The 16298-nt window shown below is 75.2% G+C and carries 14 protein-coding genes; 6 read left to right on the top strand and 8 right to left on the bottom strand.

All coding sequences use genetic code 11. The features are described from left to right. The first annotated feature begins 234 nt into the window (after positions 1-234). The 5 genes from FRCN3DRAFT_RS0218605 to FRCN3DRAFT_RS0218580 all read left to right on the top strand — a co-directional run bounded on the left by FRCN3DRAFT_RS0218605 (position 235) and on the right by FRCN3DRAFT_RS0218580 (position 4412). Positions 235-1218, top strand: coding sequence for an SDR family NAD(P)-dependent oxidoreductase (locus FRCN3DRAFT_RS0218605; protein WP_007518753.1), 984 nt, complete (start codon positions 235-237; stop codon positions 1216-1218). Beyond that, positions 1215-1718 (top strand): fluoride efflux transporter CrcB, encoded by a 504-nt coding sequence (crcB, locus tag FRCN3DRAFT_RS0218600; RefSeq protein ID WP_007518755.1) that lies wholly within the window; start codon positions 1215-1217, stop codon positions 1716-1718. Before FRCN3DRAFT_RS0218605 ends, crcB begins: the two co-directional genes overlap by 4 nt. Next, entirely contained in the window at positions 1715-2062 is a 348-nt protein-coding gene (locus tag FRCN3DRAFT_RS0218595; protein WP_007518757.1) for a DUF190 domain-containing protein, read from the top strand. Before crcB ends, FRCN3DRAFT_RS0218595 begins: the two co-directional genes overlap by 4 nt. Then, complete coding sequence (locus FRCN3DRAFT_RS0218590) at positions 2059-2433, top strand: fluoride efflux transporter FluC (RefSeq protein ID WP_007518759.1); 375 nt, start codon at positions 2059-2061, stop codon at positions 2431-2433. The genes FRCN3DRAFT_RS0218595 and FRCN3DRAFT_RS0218590 overlap by 4 nt, the downstream gene beginning before the upstream one ends. Before the next feature lie 932 nt (positions 2434-3365). After that, a complete protein-coding gene (locus FRCN3DRAFT_RS0218580) occupies positions 3366-4412 on the top strand; it encodes a hypothetical protein (protein ID WP_007518766.1) in 1047 nt (348 codons plus the stop codon). A 48-nt stretch (positions 4413-4460) separates the two neighbouring features. Here the strand turns inward: FRCN3DRAFT_RS0218580 and FRCN3DRAFT_RS0218575 are convergent, their stop codons facing one another. From FRCN3DRAFT_RS0218575 to FRCN3DRAFT_RS0218550, 5 genes are all read right to left on the bottom strand, one after another. After that, positions 4461-5462 (bottom strand): lysophospholipid acyltransferase family protein, encoded by a 1002-nt coding sequence (locus tag FRCN3DRAFT_RS0218575; RefSeq protein WP_007518768.1) that lies wholly within the window; start codon positions 5460-5462, stop codon positions 4461-4463. Further along, complete coding sequence (gene larAH / locus FRCN3DRAFT_RS0218570; protein ID WP_007518770.1) at positions 5459-7039, bottom strand: NPN-dependent hydroxyacid isomerase, LarAH14/15/16 family; 1581 nt, start codon at positions 7037-7039, stop codon at positions 5459-5461. The genes FRCN3DRAFT_RS0218575 and larAH overlap by 4 nt, the downstream gene beginning before the upstream one ends. Before the next feature lie 163 nt (positions 7040-7202). Beyond that, entirely contained in the window at positions 7203-8510 is a 1308-nt protein-coding gene (locus tag FRCN3DRAFT_RS0218560) for a zinc-dependent alcohol dehydrogenase (protein WP_007518774.1), read from the bottom strand. After that, a complete protein-coding gene (locus tag FRCN3DRAFT_RS0218555) occupies positions 8507-10852 on the bottom strand; it encodes an HAD-IB family hydrolase (protein WP_007518776.1) in 2346 nt (781 codons plus the stop codon). Before FRCN3DRAFT_RS0218555 ends, FRCN3DRAFT_RS0218560 begins: the two co-directional genes overlap by 4 nt. Before the next feature lie 452 nt (positions 10853-11304). After that, positions 11305-12405: a 5'-3' exonuclease gene (locus FRCN3DRAFT_RS0218550; protein WP_007518780.1), complete on the bottom strand. Its 1101-nt coding sequence runs from the start codon at positions 12403-12405 to the stop codon at positions 11305-11307. A gap of 297 nt (positions 12406-12702) precedes the next feature. Here FRCN3DRAFT_RS0218550 and FRCN3DRAFT_RS0218545 point away from each other — a divergent pair, with 297 nt between their 5' ends. After that, complete coding sequence (locus tag FRCN3DRAFT_RS0218545; protein WP_007518783.1) at positions 12703-13146, top strand: Lrp/AsnC family transcriptional regulator; 444 nt, start codon at positions 12703-12705, stop codon at positions 13144-13146. Positions 13147-13213: 67 nt separating this feature from the next. On the opposite strand, the gene FRCN3DRAFT_RS0218540 is transcribed toward FRCN3DRAFT_RS0218545, so the two are convergent. The 3 genes from FRCN3DRAFT_RS0218540 to FRCN3DRAFT_RS0218530 all read right to left on the bottom strand — a co-directional run bounded on the left by FRCN3DRAFT_RS0218540 (position 13214) and on the right by FRCN3DRAFT_RS0218530 (position 16285). Then, positions 13214-14278, bottom strand: coding sequence for a hypothetical protein (locus FRCN3DRAFT_RS0218540; RefSeq protein WP_007518785.1), 1065 nt, complete (start codon positions 14276-14278; stop codon positions 13214-13216). A 106-nt stretch (positions 14279-14384) separates the two neighbouring features. After that, entirely contained in the window at positions 14385-15635 is a 1251-nt protein-coding gene (locus tag FRCN3DRAFT_RS0218535; protein WP_007518787.1) for a hypothetical protein, read from the bottom strand. Beyond that, positions 15632-16285 carry a SigE family RNA polymerase sigma factor gene (locus FRCN3DRAFT_RS0218530; RefSeq protein WP_007518789.1) on the bottom strand — a complete coding sequence of 218 codons (654 nt, stop codon included), beginning with the start codon at positions 16283-16285 and terminating at the stop codon, positions 15632-15634. The genes FRCN3DRAFT_RS0218535 and FRCN3DRAFT_RS0218530 overlap by 4 nt, the downstream gene beginning before the upstream one ends. Positions 16286-16298: the final 13 nt, after the last annotated feature.

Raw genomic sequence — 16298 nt, 5'->3', positions numbered from 1 at the left:
GCCCAGGGCAGCGCCCCCGTGGCGACCCCGGCCCCGCTGGCCGCCCAGCCCGGCGGATGACCGATGACCGGCCTGCTACCGCGCGTCACCCGGCGCGCGGTGGCAGGCCGGTCGCGGCCAGGACGCGTTCACGACGTTCCGCCAGCCCAGCGGGCATGGCGGGCCGAGCCGTGGGATGATCCCCGCCGGCCGGGGTGCCCCAGGGTAGGCACGCGGGTGGCCGTGGGAGTGACGATGGTGGAGACGACGCCCGAGACAGCACCGGGGCAGCCCGCGCCGGGTGGCCTGAACCCGGCCGTGAGCCGGGGCGACGCCGGCGAGGCCGCGAACGCGGCGACCTGGCCGCAGGGTGCCGAGACCACCAGGCCGGGCGCCGGGCGCTCGATGGTCGGGCGGACCGTCGTCATCACCGGGGCGAGCGCGGGGATCGGCGCCGCCGCGGCCCGCCAGCTGCGCTCCCTCGGCGCCCGGCTCGTCGTCCTCGGCCGCTCGCCCCAGCGGACCGCCGCCGTCGCCGCCGAGACCGGCGCCCTGCCCGTCATCGCGGACTTCGCCCGCCTCGCCGACGTCCGCCGCGCCGCCGCCGAGATCACCGAGGCCTGCCCGCGCATCGACGTGCTCATGAACAACGCCGGTGGGCTGTTCCCCGGGCCGACCCTGACCGAGGACGGCAACGAACTGACGTTCCAGGTCAACCACCTGGCGCCGTTCCTGCTCACCTGCCTGCTGCTGCCGCGGCTGTCGGCCACCGCCGGCTCACGGGTGATCGTGACCAGCAGCGTCGTCAACGCCATCGGCCGTATCGACCTGACCGACCTGGACCGGGCCCGACGCGGCTACCAGCAGTTCAGCGTCTACTTCGACAGCAAGCTCGCGAACGTCGCCTTCGCCCGCGAGCTCGCCCGCCGGACCGCACCCGGCTGGCCGACGGCCACTGCCGTGCACCCGGGAGTCGTGGTGAGCAGCTTCGGGCGTGACACCTGGTTCGTGCACACCTTCTACCGGCCGCTGCGCCTGGTCGGCGCCCGCACCCCGGCCGGCGGCGCCCGCCCGCTGGTGGCGCTGGCGACCAGACCGGACCCGGAGACCGTCAACGGCGCCTACCTGCATCGCTACAAGGTGCGCGACCGTTTCTTCATCGGCCGCCAGGCCCGCGACGCGACGCTCGGCAGAGCGCTGTGGGAGTACTCGGCGGCCCGCGTCGGCCTGCCCGAATGACCTTGAGCGACACGGAACCCGCCCTGGCGGCCGCGCCAGCGGTGCGCCGCCGGCGCCCCCGGCCGCTCGCGGGGACGCATGGCGCGGTGATCGCCGTCGTCGCCGTCGGCGGGGTGGCCGGTTCCTGCCTGCGCTACGCCGCCACGCTCGGCTGGCCGACCCCGCCGGGGGCGTTCCCCTGGACGACGTGGGCGGTCAACACGGTGGGCTGCGCGGCGATCGGCGTGCTCATGGCGGTGGTCACCGCCCGCCCAGCGGTGCACCCGCTGGTCCGGCCGTTCCTCGGCACCGGGGTTCTCGGCGGTTTCACCACCTTCTCCGCCTATGCCGTCGACGCGCAGCGCCTCCTCGACGCCGGCCGGGTGGGCCTCGCGCTGGCCTACCTGGCGGGGACGGTGACGGCGGCGCTCGCGGCTGTCACCCTGGCCTCCGCCGCGACCAGGCTTACGCTGCGGGCGGGGCCGCGGGCGGCCCGCGCGCTGCTCGGGAGGCACCGATGACGAGGCTCGCCGGCCGGGCGCTGCGGCTGACCGTGTTCGTCGGGGAGAGCGACCAGTGGCACCACCGGCCGTTGTCGAGCGAGATCGTGCGCCGGGCCCGCGCCGCAGGCCTCGCTGGCGCAACCGTGTTCCGCGGCACCGAGGGCTACGGCGCCTCGTCCGTCATCCACACCACCCGGCTGCTGTCGCTGTCGGAGGACCTGCCGGTCACGGTCGTCCTCGTCGACGAGGAGCCTCGGGTGCGGGCGTTCCTCCCCGAGCTCGACGAGCTGGTCGGGGAAGGGCTGGTCGTGCTCGACGAGGTCGAGGTCGTCCGCTACACCGGCCGGCCGGCGACGCGGTGAGCTGGCTGCTCGTCGCCGCCGGCGCCGCGGTCGGCGCGCCGCTGCGCTACCTGGTGGACCGGGCGGTGCAGGCCCGCCACGGCACCGTGTGGCCATGGGGGACGCTGACCGTGAACGTGGCGGCGAGCCTGCTGCTGGGCCTGGTCACCGGGGCGGTCACAGCCGGCGCCACGTCGGGGCGGGTGGCCCTGCTGGTCGGGACGGGGCTGTGCGGGGCGCTGTCGACCTACTCCACGTTCTCCTACGAGACGCTGCGCCTGGCCGAGACCGGCTCCCGGCTGGCCGCGGCGGCGAACGTCCTCGTCACGGTGCTGTGCACCCTCGGGGCCGCTGCCCTCGGGGTCGCCGTCGCGAGCGCCGCCTGGGGCTGAGCGGCCCGGGGCTGGGAGGTGGGACGGCCGGCGGCCACGGCGCGCTGCCGGTCGGCGCGGCGGGCCAGCAGCCGCTCGGCGAGCGCGTCGGCGCGTTCGATGTCGTCGAGGGTCGCCCGCTGGCGGGAGTCCACCTCCAGGATCGCGGCGAGCAGCTCGGCCGACAGCCGGGTCCGCGCCGCGACGCGGGCGACGCTCGGCGGCAGGGCCGCCGGGGCCAGGAGGGGGACGCCCGGACCGGCCGCCCGGACCGTGGCGGCCGGTGGGCGACCGACGGTGGCGCGGTGCGCGAGGCCGGGTGCCGGGACGAGGCCCGGGGCCGCCACGGCGGCGCGGCGGGCCGCCTCGTCGGTGATTGTCTCGTCGCGGCGGAGCCGGTGCATCAGGGCCATGCACCCAGTGATACCTGCGGGCCGATCTCGTTCAACGCCTTGACATCCGGCCTGTTGGCGGGATCAGCCATGTCCCACAGGCGATCCCCAGCCCGTACCCCCTCGGTCCCCAGGGTGACCCCAGTTACCCACCGTGCTGTCGACAGGGTTATCCACATGTCGATCATCATGTGACGGATCTCACATTTACTGGATGGGAGGCCATTGTGGTCCGCGACGGGCGGGATGGGTCTCCAGCCGGCCCGCCGGCGGCGCCGAGGTGGCCGTGGTTCCACCACCCCTGTGGACGAACAGCGCCTTTCCACAGGGCCTGTTCGGCCCGCCTCGGCCGATCCACGCTCGGTCCCGCCCGGTGGCACGGCCCGGGCTCGCGGCCGGCGGTCATCCGCCGTGGCCGACGGCGGCTGACGAGGACGAGAGGCCTGGCATGGCGATGACAGTGCGGCGCGGCGGGGCCGCGCACGCGGGAGGCGGCGCCACGGCGCGGCGGCGACACCATCCGGCGCTCCCGACGGCGGGACGGGCGCTCGGGGGTGCCCGGTGAGTGGCGAGGCGGCCACGGCTCCGGTGAGCCTGGTCGCGCCCGGCCGGGCCAGCGGGGGGCCGGCTACCCGGGCCGCCGGCCCGGCGGACGTGCTGCACCTGCGGCTGGAGGCCGACGACGCCACGGCGGGGGTGTCGCTCGGTCAGGCCAGGGCGCTGCTCGTCGGGGTCGCCCGGCTGATGCAGGCCGCCGCGATGGCGGCCATCGGACCGGCGTCGCGGTTCGCCGGGCGGCGCCCGGACGTGGTGAAGGCGTTCGTCGAACGGGACGTCCGGTTCGTCCACGCCGAGGCGGACAGCCCGCTGCTGGCGGTCTTCACCCGGCTCGACGACGACCCTGTGCCCGGCGCTGCCCAGGGCACGGCCGCGTCCGTGCCCTGGGCAGCGGGCGCGGTGCGGCTGGCGCCGTTCCAGCGGCGGGTGGGCACGACGCTGGCGGGCGCGCTCGTCGAGGTCACCGACGCGGTCCGTGAGCACCGCGCGCCTCACCGCCTGGCGCTGGCAGCGCCGGCGGCCGGCGTCCCGGCGGCCGGCGGGACAGGCGGCGGCCCGGCCGACGCTGGAACGGCGCCGTCTGGGCTGGTGCTGCGCGGGGTGAGCGTCGACCTGTGCGACGCACTGCTCGGGATGGTGACCGCGCCGCGGGTGCACCTGCTGGAGCTGGCGTTCTACTGGGCGCCGCGCGCCGGGCTGGACACCCCGGCGGTGGTCCGGCTGGCGCTGCGCCGCCGCGACACCGAGGCGCTGCTGCGGCTGCGGGACACCCTCGCCGCCCTGTCCGAGCGGCCCAGGACGGCGGTGTACGGACAGGTCATCCGGCTCGACCGCGGCGAGGCCGACGACGGCGGGGTCGCCACGATCGACGGCGTCGTCGGCCGGTCGACCCCGCGCACCGTGCAGGTTCCCGTGTCCGGCGCGGAGTACGACGAGGCGATCCGCGCGTACCGGACCAGGGAACCGGTCATCGCCACCGGCCGGCTGCGCCGCCACGGCGGGGTGCACGTGCTCACCGGCCGGTTCGCCATGGCCAGCGCCGGCCCGTGACGCCGCCTCCGGCCCCGGGCAGGGCCGGGCCGGCGGCGGCGTTCCGGCTTAGTCGCGGGCCCAGGGGGAGCGGGGTCGGGTGGGCGCGGGTGGCTCCGTCGCCGCCCACACCTTGCGCCACCGGGCCGGCTCGCCGCCGCCGGGTGCCGGGACGGCCGCGCGGGAACCACCGGGCGGCGGTGCGGGCTGGCCGGGCCGGGGCAGGGAAGCCCACCAGGACGTCTCGTCCTCGGTGACGAGCCGGTCGACCTCGGCGGTCAGCCGGGCGGTGAAGCCGCGGACGTCGTCGTCCTCGCCAGCTCGCAGCGGCCGGCCGAACCGCACCGACACCTCGGGGCGGCCCGGCACCGGCCACGACCGGCCCCGCGGCATCGCCGCGAACGTGCCGCGCAGCCCGACGGGCACCACCGGCACCCCCGCGTTGATCGCCAGGAACGCGGCGCCGAGCTTGAAACGGCCCCGCGCCCCGTCCGGGGACCTGGTGCCCTCCGGGAAGATCACCAGGTTCCAGCCGTCACGCAGCAGGTCCACCGGCGTCGTCGACGGGGCGCCGCCGCTGCGGTCGATCGGCACCGTGCCGAACGCCAGCGCCGTCGACAGGCCCCGCCACGTCGACTCGAAGAAGTAGTCCGCCGCCGCGGTCACCACCGTGCGCTCCCGCACCGCCGCCGGCAGCGCGCACAGCAGCACCGTGGCGTCCAGGTGGCTCGCGTGGTTCGCCACGATCAGCGCCGGCTGCTCGCCCAGGTCGGCGAACACGTCGGCGCCCTCGACCGTCCACGTCAGCTGGGAGTGCAGCAGTGGGTCCATGATCCCACCGAGGAACGCCGCCCGGGCCGTCCGGGCCGCCGGGCCCCGCGCCCACGCCGTCGGGAACTCCCGGCCCGCCAGCGGCGGCCGGAACTCCTGCGCCGACGCGGGTACCAGCCGCTGCCCGCCGAGGCGGAACCCGCGGGTCGCCTGGCGCAGCCCCACCCCGGGGCTGCGCGACGAGGATGACGACGAGCCTGCCCGCACCGGCCGGCCCGACGCCCCGCTGACCCGGCTCACCGGACGTCCGCGATCGCGTGCGGCGGCGAGTGCAGGTAGGTGATCGACGGGTCCCGGCCGACCGTTCCCGACACCATCTCCAGCGCGTCCGCGAACGTCGAGGCCGCGCGGAACCCCATCCGGGCGCACGCCCTGCGGTCCCCGCCGACCCAGACGACGTCGCCGAGGTGGTCCATGCCGTGCGTCGCCCAGTACCACATGTAGAAGGGGTGGACACCGTGGTAGGCGTGCGAGGTCCGGTACAGGTGGATGTACCAGGGGTCGGTCGCGTACTGCTTCTCGAACTTCGCCTCGATCGTCGCCGGGTCCGTCGACTCGGCGAGGACCTCCTCGTAGAAGTCCACGTAGGAGGGGTGGTGCAGCTGGGTGAACTCGGGCGTCACCGGGTGGTACAGGATCATCGCGCCCTTGTGCCGGACCAGCGGCTTGCCCCGGTACATGTTGAAGAAGTAGCCGAGCCCCAGGCAGGTCGCGAGGATCGGGTTCATCACCGCGTCGGAGTTGTACGGCCCGATGTACGGCAGGCCGACGATCAGCACGTCGGACTGGCCGTCGACCTCGACGAGCTGCTGGCGGTGCACCGACTCCAGGGTCTTCTCGTGCACCGCCTCGGTCTCGCCGGCGTTCACGGCGGTGACCTGGTAGTCGGCGACGATGTTCTGGAACAGCCGGTGGCGCTGCCGGGCGGGCAGCTTCGGCAGCGCGGCGGTCATCCCGTAGGCCATCGCCTGGTCCTTGCGCGACCATTCCCACTCGCGCTTCGTCAGGAAGCCGTACTTCTCCGGGAACGCCTGGTTGTTCACCGTCGTCTCGACCGTGAAGATCTTGACGTGCTGGGCGAGGAGCCGGCCCATCCGCCACGCCGACGAGTGCATCGCCGAGCGGGTGTGGTCCATGAACGAGTTCGAGTGCAGCATCGTGTGGCTGTTGTGGTGATGGCGCAGACTGTTGTACGACGCCAGCCCGATCGGCACCGACTTGTGCCCGCCGTCCATCGCGACCAGGTTCACGTTCACGTACACGATCAGGTCCGACTCGGCGGCCCGCCGGTTGATCTCGACGTCCTCGCCGTGGTCGGTGACCCCGATGTGCAGCAGGTTGTCGCGGTCCTCCGCGTCGTGGTTGTACAGGTTGTCCGGCCAGAACGACCGGAACACCCGCTCCCCGACGACGTACTCGATCTCGGCGGCGGTCATCCGCCGGTGCAGTGCCGTCGCGACGATCAGATGGACGTCGTCGACCCCGGCCTCGGCGGCCAGCGTCAGCACCTGCTCGATCACCCGCTGGCGGATGTCCGGGCGGCGCATCCTCGGCAGCGGGATCGACAGGTCGTCGAACGCGATCGTCAGCTTCATCCCGGGGAACAGCAGCGCCTTCAGCGGCTCGCTGTTCTGCGGATGCTCGAGCGCGTCGGCGATCACCGCCTCCACGTCCGACACACCGGGCAGCGACTCCGGCGGGTACACCACGCGCGTCCCCAACGGGAACTGCTCCAGCAGCAGACCCTCACCCTGGTGCACCAGCAGCGGGGGAGTCCGCTCGTCGACCTCGAGCACGAACCCCGGTCTCACAGCCACGTTCCCCTCATCGCGGGCCCGCACGGCCGGCGCCTGCCGCCGTGTCGGGCTGTTCGGAAATCCACCCCGGCCGCGGGCCGGGCCGGTTGTGCGGCCGCGGCGGCCCGCGCCGCGGTGGTGTCTGCGGCATCGTCGGCGGCGCGCAGCCGGGTGTCCAGGTCGGTCATGCCGACATCGTCGGGTCGAACGCGACCTTCACCGCGCCGAGCCGGCCGGCGGACAGCGCATGGTCCAGTGCCTCCCGCCAGCGCGCCAGCGGGTAGACCGCCGAGACGACCCCGTCCAGCGGCGCGGACGCGGCCAGCTCGAACGCCCGGCCGAAGTCGGACCGGGCCCCTGCCGCGCCGTCCACCCCGGCCGCCGCGCCCGAGCCCGCCGTCTCCAGCTCCGGCCCGGCGCCGGTGGCCGCGTCCGCGGGCCGGCCGGTCCGGCCCGACGACGCGTAGGTGCCGACGAGCTCCAGCTCCCGGTACCACAGCGGCGTCAGGTCCACCGACCCCGACGGCACGCCCGACAGCACGACCCGCCCACCCGCGCGGGTCACCCGCAGCGCGGTCGACAGCGACGACGACGAGCCGGCGCAGTCGACGGCGACGTCGACCCCGCCGAGCAGGAACGGCCCGCCGAGCTCCGGCTCGGCGCGCAGCGCCCTGGTCGCGCGGCGCACCCCGCCGAGCGCGTCCGACGGGGACAGCACCTCGTCCGCGCCGAACCGCCGCGCGAGCTCCACCTGGCGGCGGTGCTTCGCGACCACGGTGATGTGCGCCGCCTGGGTGTACGCCCGCAGCGCCAGCAGCGTGAACAGGCCGACCGCCCCGGAACCGATCACCAGCACCCGGTCCCCGGGAGCCACCCTCGCCCGCCCGGCGGTGTGCACCGCGGTGGCCAGCGGCTCGACGAGCACGGCCCGCTCGTCGGTCAGGTCGCCCGGCACCGGGTGCAGCTGGCTGTGGTGGGCGACCAGCGCCCGCGCCCAGCCACCGCCGGTGTCCTTGCAGTACCCGGTCTGCAGCCCCGGCGACAGGTGCCCGACCGTCACCCGGTCGCAGCGGCTCGTCAGGCCCGCCGCGCAGTGCGCGCACGGTTCCAGGCCGCGGGCCGCGCAGCCGAGCACCGGGTCGATGACGACCCGGCTCCCGGCCTTGTAGACGGTGCCGTCGGGCAGCGCCGCGTCGGACTGCAACGTGCCGACGACCTCGTGGCCCGGCGTGAACGGCATCGACACCAGCGGCGAGAAGTAGAACGACGACTGGCCGGTGACGGTCGCCAGGTCCGACCCGCAGATCCCCGACAGCGTCGGTCGCACCGTCACCCAGCCGCTGCCTGGCAGTGCCGGGTCGCCCTTGTCGACCAGCCGCAGCGGCGCGGCCGACGTCGCCGCCGCCCCCGCCAGCGACGGGACCCTGCTCGAGAGGACCCGGGCCGCGGCGTAGCGCGGCATCGACCGGTACAGCTCCAGTCCGCGGCTCACCGCGCACCCCCGTCCCGCCCGGCGGCACCGGCACCGGTGCCGACGCCGGTGAGCGTGGCCGCGGCGGTGCGGGCCGCGTGGAACAGCGACCGTTCCCGCAGCGACGGGACGACCGCCCGCGGCTCCCCGGGCGTCGACGGCCACTCCTCGACCGCCCAGCCGTTCGCCTTCGCCAGGCGGAACAGTGCCAGGTCCGGGTTGACCGCCACCGGGTTGCCGACCGCCCGCAGCATCGGGATGTCCGACTGCGAGTCCCCGTAGGCCCACGACGACGACAGGTCCGCGCCGACCCGGCCCGCGAAGTGGTCGAGGAACGCCGCCCGGGCGTCCCCGACCAGCGGCGACGACGCCAGCTTCCCGGTCAGCAGCCCGTCCGCGCCGACCGTCAGCTTCGAGGCGACGACCTCGTCGAACAGCGGCGCCAGCGGCCGGACCAGGAAGTCCACCGACCCGGTCAGCAGCACCGTGCGATGCCCCGCCTGCCGGTGCGCCCGCACCCGGCGGATCGCCGCCGGCTTCACCCGCCGCAGCAGGATGTCACCCGCCACCTCGTCGATGATCCTCGCCAGCTCCTCCGGGTCCGCGCCCTTGTACCGGGCGTACACCGACCGGATCAGATGTCCCCGGTCGGTGCGCTCCGCCCGCAGGAAACGCGGCAGCACCGCCCCGAGCCCCGCCAGCTCCCGCGCCCGGCCCGCCGGCGCCTCGTCCGCGAGCCGCAGCCACAGGTACGACTCGATCACCGTCGAGGTGACCAGCGTCCCGTCGAGGTCGAACACCGCGAGCGCGTCCGGGTTCGCCGGCAGGTTCACGCCGCTGCGCTTGGGCGGCGCCGGGTCCCGCGGCCTGCGCAGGATCGCGGTGACCGCCGGGAAGTGCACCTCCTGCAGGTAGTGGTACCAGTCGTAGCAGGCCGGGTCGAAGTTGAAGTCGGCCTGGTCGGCCTCGTCGAGGCCGTCGAAGAGCGCCTTCGTCGCGTCGTCGACGTAGACCAGCTCGGCCTTCGTGTACGCCCGGTAGATGTCGGCGTAGCGGCGCAGGAACCCGACCCGTGACTCGAACCGGTCGAACTCCTGCGCCCAGCGGCGGACCTTCTCCGAGCGCGGGGCGTGCTCGAGCACCCGGCCGGCGACGGCCGCGACCCGCTCACCGTTGCGCAGCTTCGCCTCGGCCGCCCTCGCCCCGGCGAACGGCCACTCGGGCACCGCGATCGGTCCGCGGCCCCGCTTCGGCAGCGGATGCTCCTGGAAGTACTCGTGGACGTGCTCGAACAGCTCCCGGAACAGCAGCGGGTTACGGAACCCGGAGCACACCGTGTAGTACGCCGGCTCGGCCGCTGGCGGCGTCTGCGCGGCGGCGGCGAGGATCGCGTTGACGACCAGGTCCACCGGGATGATGTCGATCGTGGCGTCCGGGGACGCCGGGAAGTCGGGGAACTCGCCCCGGCCGTAGGCGAGGATCAGCGGCTCCGCCATCTTGAAGCCCTCGATCCACCCCGGGAACGGCCGCGCCAGCGCCGACTCGATGATCGAGGGCCGGACGATCGTCAGCGGCAGGTCGCCGTGGGAGTCCTCCAGGCAGCGCTCCGCGAGCGCCTTGGTGAACGTGTAGCAGTCCGTCCAGCCGAGTACCTGCGCCCGCTCCGCCCCGGAGCGGACCAGCCGGTCACGCACCCACTGGCGGCGGCGGTCCTCGGCGTCCCGCGACACCGACTGCGCCCCGGCGCGCAGGTGCTTGGCCTGCGCCTCCGCCAGGAACTGGGCCGAGCGCTCCGGCGTACGCGACGCGTCCTCCGCGGCCTGGCGGGTACGGCCGGCGGCGGCCTTCTCCGCCACCCAGTCGACGTCGTGCGCGAGCCGCCCCTCGGCGATGTGGCCCGAACGCAGCCCGGCCACGTACGCCGTCGACACGTGCACGATGTGTGGCGACGCGCCACCGGCGCGGGCCGCGCGCAGCAGCTCCTGCACGCCGCCGATGTTCGTCGTGAACCCCTCGTCGACCGGCGGGTCGAACGACACCTCACCGGCGCAGTGGATCACCAGGTCGACGTCGGCCGGGATGTCCGGCATCGACGCCAGGTCCCCGTCGACGACCTCGACCCGGGCCGCCAGCTTCTCGACGGCCCCCTCGCCCACCTTCTCCCGCAGTGCCTTGAACGCGGGCTTGCGCAGCTGGCGCCGCAGCCGCGACGCCCCGTCCTGCCCGCCGCGGGGCCGTACCAGCGCGACGACCCGGGTGTCCGGGAAGTCCGACAGCAGGCGCTCCAACAGCGCCTCACCGACGAATCCCGTCACCCCGGTCATGTACACGCGCCTACCCGCGAGCCGCTCGCGCAGCCCCACCCGTCACCTCGTCTCTGCTCCGCTTCGTCGTGCACGCGCTCCGGCGCCGTCGTCCATCCCCTCCGACGACACCTCCGCGCGCACTCCTTCGCTCCGTGACTACCGCACCGACTCATCCGCTGGGCAACGGTAGGCGGCGATGGACCCACAGGCGGTGTCCTGGCCGAATCATTCGCGCGCGCGTGCTGCCCGAGCCGGAGTATGACTGGTCAAACTACCGGCCCACCGACCTGGCGGCGCCGGCACCCGGCCGCCGCGCCGCCAGCCGCGCCGTCAGCCGCCCCGACGGACGCCCGGCCCGATGCCCGGCACCCGCAGTCTGTACCGCGGGCGCCCACCGATCCGGTAGGCCCGCGCCGACCGGGCCCAACATCGCCGCCCCGCCCATCTCGGCCGGCTCCTCTTGCCCCGGTGTGGGCGATATCTCCCGGCCCCGGGCGGTGGCCGCGCCGTCAGCCGGCGGCGGCGGTGGTCGCCAGGGCGCGGGCCAGCCTGGTCGCCGCGGACGTGAGGCCCCAGCGTTCGGCCAGGGCCAGCACCCGGTCCGGGTCGGCCGGGGCAGCGGGCAGCGCGGTGCGCAGCGGGGGCAGCTGCACGTCCGGCACGACCCGCACGACCACCTCGGCCCGGTCCAGGTAGTCGCGGGCGGCCTCCAGCCGTCGCCGGGCCCCGGCCGGGAAGCCGTCCTGCTGGCCGGCGTCCAGCGCGGCCAGCGCGCCGGCGAGCGACCCGAACCGGGTCAGCAGCGCCGCCGCCGTCTTCGCGCCGATTCCCGCCACCCCGGGCAGCCCGTCGGACGGGTCGCCGCGCAGCGCCGCGAAGTCGCCGTAGGCCCGGCCCGGCACGCCGTAGCGGGCGGCCACCGCCGCCTCGTCGACGAGGGCGAACTTCTCCACCGAGTAGCGGACCCGCACCGGCACGTCGTCGCGGATCAGCTGGAACAGGTCCCGGTCGCCGGTCAGCACGTCCACCGGCCCCGCCCAGCCCCCCGCCGGCGGCCCCTGCCCCGGCGCCGGGTCGCGGACGGCCCAGCCGTCGCCGCCGTAGGGGAACCGGGTCGCGAGCGTGCCGATGACGTCGTCGGCCTCGAACCCGTCGGCCTCGGCGCGGGCGATGCCGAACGCGTCGAGCATGTCGTCGATGACCGGCAGCTGCGGCGTCAGCTCGTCGGGCACCTCCTCGACCTGCACGCCACCGTCGCCACCCGCGCCGGCCTCGGCCCCGCCGCCGTCGACGACCGGGGCCACGGGGGCGACGGGTACAGCCGCCGGCGCCGCGGCCGGTTCGAGCACCTCGGCGACCCGGTGCGCCTTGTACGACGCGACCAGCTCGACGCGGAACGCCGGGCGCCAGTCCGCGTCGAAGCAGCAGACCAGGTGCCGCGGCCGAAGGTCCAGGATCTGGCGGGCGAGCACGTCGAGCAGCCCCCGCACCGCGTTCACCGGCGTCCCGTCCGGTGCCGTCACCGACCGCGGGACGCCGTAGAACGCCCGGAAGTACAGCGACGGCGTGTCCAGCAGCGCCAGCCCACCGCCCCGCTCTGTCCCATCCACACCGCCCACCCTGGCATGGCCCACCGACAACCCGACAGCCCCGCCCGGTACGGACACACCCAGGCGACGCCCCGACCTCTCAGCCAGACGCCGCGCCTTTACCACATCCCGCTGGTTGCGTCACCCCCGGTAGCCTTCCACGTCTCCACGCATGCCTCCCACTAGCCCATTGGTGCCATCGCGCGAGGCAACTTCCTGACAGCCGCGGGCGTGGTCCAACGGCCGGCCGCTGGACCACGCCGCACCCGGCGGATCACCGGTGAACGGGCCGTCCGGCCAGGCCCTACGCTGCCCCTCGTGCTGGAAGATCTCGACCGCCACATAGTGCGGCTGTTGTGCAACGACGGGCGGATGAGCTTCACCGACCTCGCCAGGACCACCGGGCTGTCCGTGTCCGCGGTCCACCAGCGCGTCCGCCGCCTGGAACAGCGCGGCGTGATCACCTCGTATGCCGCGCAGGTCGACGCGGCGCTCGTCGGCCTGCCGCTGACCGCGTTCATCTCGATCAAACCGATCGACCCGTCGCAGCCCGACGACGCCCCCGACCGGCTGCGCCACCTCACCGCCATCGAGGCCTGCCACTCCGTCGCCGGCGAGGAGAGCTACCTGCTCAAGGCCCGCGTCGCCGCCCCCGCCGACCTGGAGACCCTCCTGCAACAGGTCCGCGCCGCCGCGAACGTCTCCACCCGCACCCTCGTCGTCCTGTCCACCCCCTACGAGGGCCGCCCCCCGGCGCTGTAGCCAGCCCTCCAGGCCCCGACCGCCGGTGCCCGCCGGCAGTGCCGACGGGCCGGCGGGGGCGGCGGGCTCAGAACCCGGACGGGCAGGAGCGGAACACCTGGGCCATGCCCCCGCAGAAGCTCAGCTGGGTCACCTTCCAGCCGCTCGGAGTCAGCACGAACCGGACATCGTTCGCGACAGGCCCGTCCAGCCCCGGCTCGTCCGGATAGCTGATCTTCACCTCGGCGCCGGCGTCCCGCGGGCTGAGGAAGACGACAGGCCCGACGGCGACCACCCGGACCGTGGCACTGGCCGTCGGCTCCTCCGACAGCCCCTTGTCCACGGACAGCCGGGCCCGGCCGTCGGTGTCGTCGACGGCGTCGAGCATCGCCAGCCCCGTCGACCCGTCGAACGCCCGGCGCGCGGCGGCTTGGACCCCCGCCACCGCCGAGCCCGGATCGGCCGGACCGGGTGGCGGCGGGCCGAGCGTCAGGTTCCGCGCGATCCGCAGCACGACATCCAGGTCCGTGCCGTTGACGCCCACCTCGACACGCGCGTTCTCACCGTCGATACCGTCGAACCAGTGCACGCCCCACGCGAAGTCCGGCTGGGGCCCGGGGAGATGCACCAAGGTCGCTGGGTGACCCGCGACCGTCACGTCCTCGTAGGTCACCCCCGTCTTGGCCGTCGTGCGCCGCTGTTCCTCCGGGGAAGGCCGATGCACCTGGCCGCGGCTCACGCCGACCTGGTACTGCGGCCCGTCGAGCCGGACCTTGTCCGCGGCGCGCACGGCCGCGACGTCGGACTGCGTCGCGAACCTCGCCGTCTGTGAGGCGAAAGCTGGCACCACCCGCCCGCTGGAGTCCCGCACCTCGCCGCCACCCGCGCCGAAGATGTCGCCGGTCTTCACCATGCCGTCGGGCAGCCAGCCGATCGTCACCCCGAACACCGCGGCCGGCCCCGTCGGTCGCTCGCCGGGCACGGCCGAGGACGGCCGGGCCGTCGACGCGACGACCTCCTCCTGGCCCGTTCCGGCCCCGCATCCCGGCAGGGCGACCATGGCGACAGCGGCCGCCACGGTCACGCCAGCCCACGCCCGCCGACGAGTCCCGGCCAGCCGTTCGGCGCTCGGCCTCGCGCCCACATTCGGCATCTGTTCGTCCCCTTCCGCCGCCTTCCGTGCCCTCAAGACGCGGCCGGACCCGGCCACGCTGACACCCTTCGCCGCGCCCCGCCGGGCATGGCAGCGGAGGGCGCGCTCAGCAGGCCAGCGACAGGGCCGGGACCTGCAGGGAGGCGATGTTGTCGCAGTAGCTGGCCCGGGTGACCTGCCAGCCTTCGGTGCCGCGGGCCACCGTCACCCCGATGGGCAGTGCGTCGGTACCGAGCGCCGTCGGCACCGTCGGGTCGGTGAACGACAGCAGCACGCTGGCCTGGACCGTGTCGGCGTCGACCCGGGTCATCGTGTCGACCGTGGCCTTCAGGGTGCTGGCGAGGCCGGGGAACAGCCGGGCCGTCTTGGCCCGGACCGTGAGCAGGTCCGGGCCCTCCTGCAGCGCGGCGGCCCACCGGTCGTCCGGCGTGCCGGCGGTGTAGACGGCCTCGATCGCGGCGCGCGCACTGGCCGCCGTCGCGGCGTCGACCGGGACCGGCGCCGCGCCTGGCGGCGTGTAGCCCGCGAGCGTGGGCATCGTGCCCAGCACGATGCCGTCGGCGATCCGGTGCGCCACCGCCGTGTCGGGATAGCTCGGCCCGTTCAGTTCGACCGACAGCACGATGCCGGTCGCGTCGACCCATTCCAGCGCCGTCTGGTAGCGGCTGGCTGCCGGCGGCGAGGTCGGCTGGCCGGACGGCGGCGAGGCGAACTGGGCCTCGGTGGCCGTGTCATGGCGCAGGACGAGCGCCGGCCGGCCGGCGACGGTGTCCGGCGTGACGTCGACGTTCCCGCCGCCGCCCTCCACGAACGAGTCGACGCTCTGCCTCATCGTGTGCACGTTCGTGGTGGTCTGCGACCGCCAGGTCACGGTCACCCAGGCCGCCGACGGGTTGGCGTCGGACCGGGCGTCGGTGGTGGCGAACAGGCTCCCGAACGTCGTCGGGTCGGCCGCGACGACACGGCGGGTCAGGTTCCCGGGAAGGCTCCCGGCCTGGCCCGGCGGCAGACCGTGCCCTGCGCCATCGACGGGGCCGTAGGCGGCGGTGTTCAGCTTGTGGGTCAGCCCGTCGGGCAACCAGGTCACGGAGAAGCCGCCGAAGGAGAACACAGGGGTCCTGGCGGGGACGACGCTCGCGCCTGTCCGCCCGGAGCCGGCCAGCAGGCCGACGGGAACGCCCACGCCGACGGCGACGAGGACGGCGAGTGCCGCGGCACCGGCGACCCGTGCCCGGTTGCGGCGGCGGCGGGCGCCGGCGCGGACAGCGCCGGGGAACGCCGGGGCGAAGACGCGCTGGGGCAGCTCGGTGGGCAGGGCACGCAGCCGCGTCCGCAGATCGTGGTCGGTGATGCTCATCGCGTGTCCTCCTTCGTCGCCTGCGCGGCCGTCGCCACTGGCGCCGCCGTCTGGGAGCGGGGTTCGTTCGTCAGGATGTCCGGCGCGCCGGGCGGTGCCATGGCGCGTACACGGCCCGAGACCACCGCCGGGTCCAGGGCCCGCAGGTGCTCGCTGGCCCGCAGTTTCGCCAGGCCGCGGGAGGCCTGGCTGCGTACCGAGCCCAGTGAGCAGCCCAGGGCGGCGGCGACGTCGGCCTCGGCCAGGTCGTCGATGTAGCGCAGGACGACGACGGCGCGCTGCCGCGGGGGCAGGGCGCGCAGGGCGCCGACCAGGCTGTCACGCTGGGTCATCCGGTCGGCGTGGTCGGGGCCCGTCGAGGCCACGTCGGCGGTCCATTCGCCGTCGACGACCAGCGGCACCTCGCTGACCCGGGCCCGCAGCCGCCGCCAGCGGCTGGTGGCGCCGTTGACCACCGCGCGGCGCAGGTAGGCGTCCTCACGGCCGGCGCCGATCTTGTCCCAGCGCAGGTAGACCCGTTCGAACGCCCCCTGGACGAGGTCCTCGGCGGCCGCCCAGTCGCCGCCGGTCAGCAGAACCGCGCTCAGCAGCTGCCGGTTGGCCGTCCTGGCCACGAACTCCTCGAAAGCCCGCTCATCATCCGCACGCACCCTCGGCTCCCCG

This window comes from Pseudofrankia saprophytica (assembly GCF_000235425.2).
Classification (GTDB): domain Bacteria; phylum Actinomycetota; class Actinomycetes; order Frankiales; family Frankiaceae; genus Pseudofrankia; species Pseudofrankia saprophytica.
The sequence above is the reverse complement of the archived record's forward strand: the minus strand, read 5'-3'. Positions and strand labels throughout refer to the sequence as shown.

What these genes read in the sequence shown, in the direction of transcription:
- FRCN3DRAFT_RS0218535 (WP_007518787.1), bottom strand. Translation starts at nt 15,635, where the DNA reads ATGAGCATCACCGACCACGATCTGCGGACGCGGCTGCGTGCCCTGCCC.
- FRCN3DRAFT_RS0218595 (WP_007518757.1), top strand. Translation starts at nt 1,715, where the DNA reads ATGACGAGGCTCGCCGGCCGGGCGCTGCGGCTGACCGTGTTCGTCGGG.
- FRCN3DRAFT_RS0218605 (WP_007518753.1), top strand. Translation starts at nt 235, where the DNA reads ATGGTGGAGACGACGCCCGAGACAGCACCGGGGCAGCCCGCGCCGGGT.
- crcB (WP_007518755.1), top strand. Translation starts at nt 1,215, where the DNA reads ATGACCTTGAGCGACACGGAACCCGCCCTGGCGGCCGCGCCAGCGGTG.
- FRCN3DRAFT_RS0218540 (WP_007518785.1), bottom strand. Translation starts at nt 14,278, where the DNA reads ATGCCGAATGTGGGCGCGAGGCCGAGCGCCGAACGGCTGGCCGGGACT.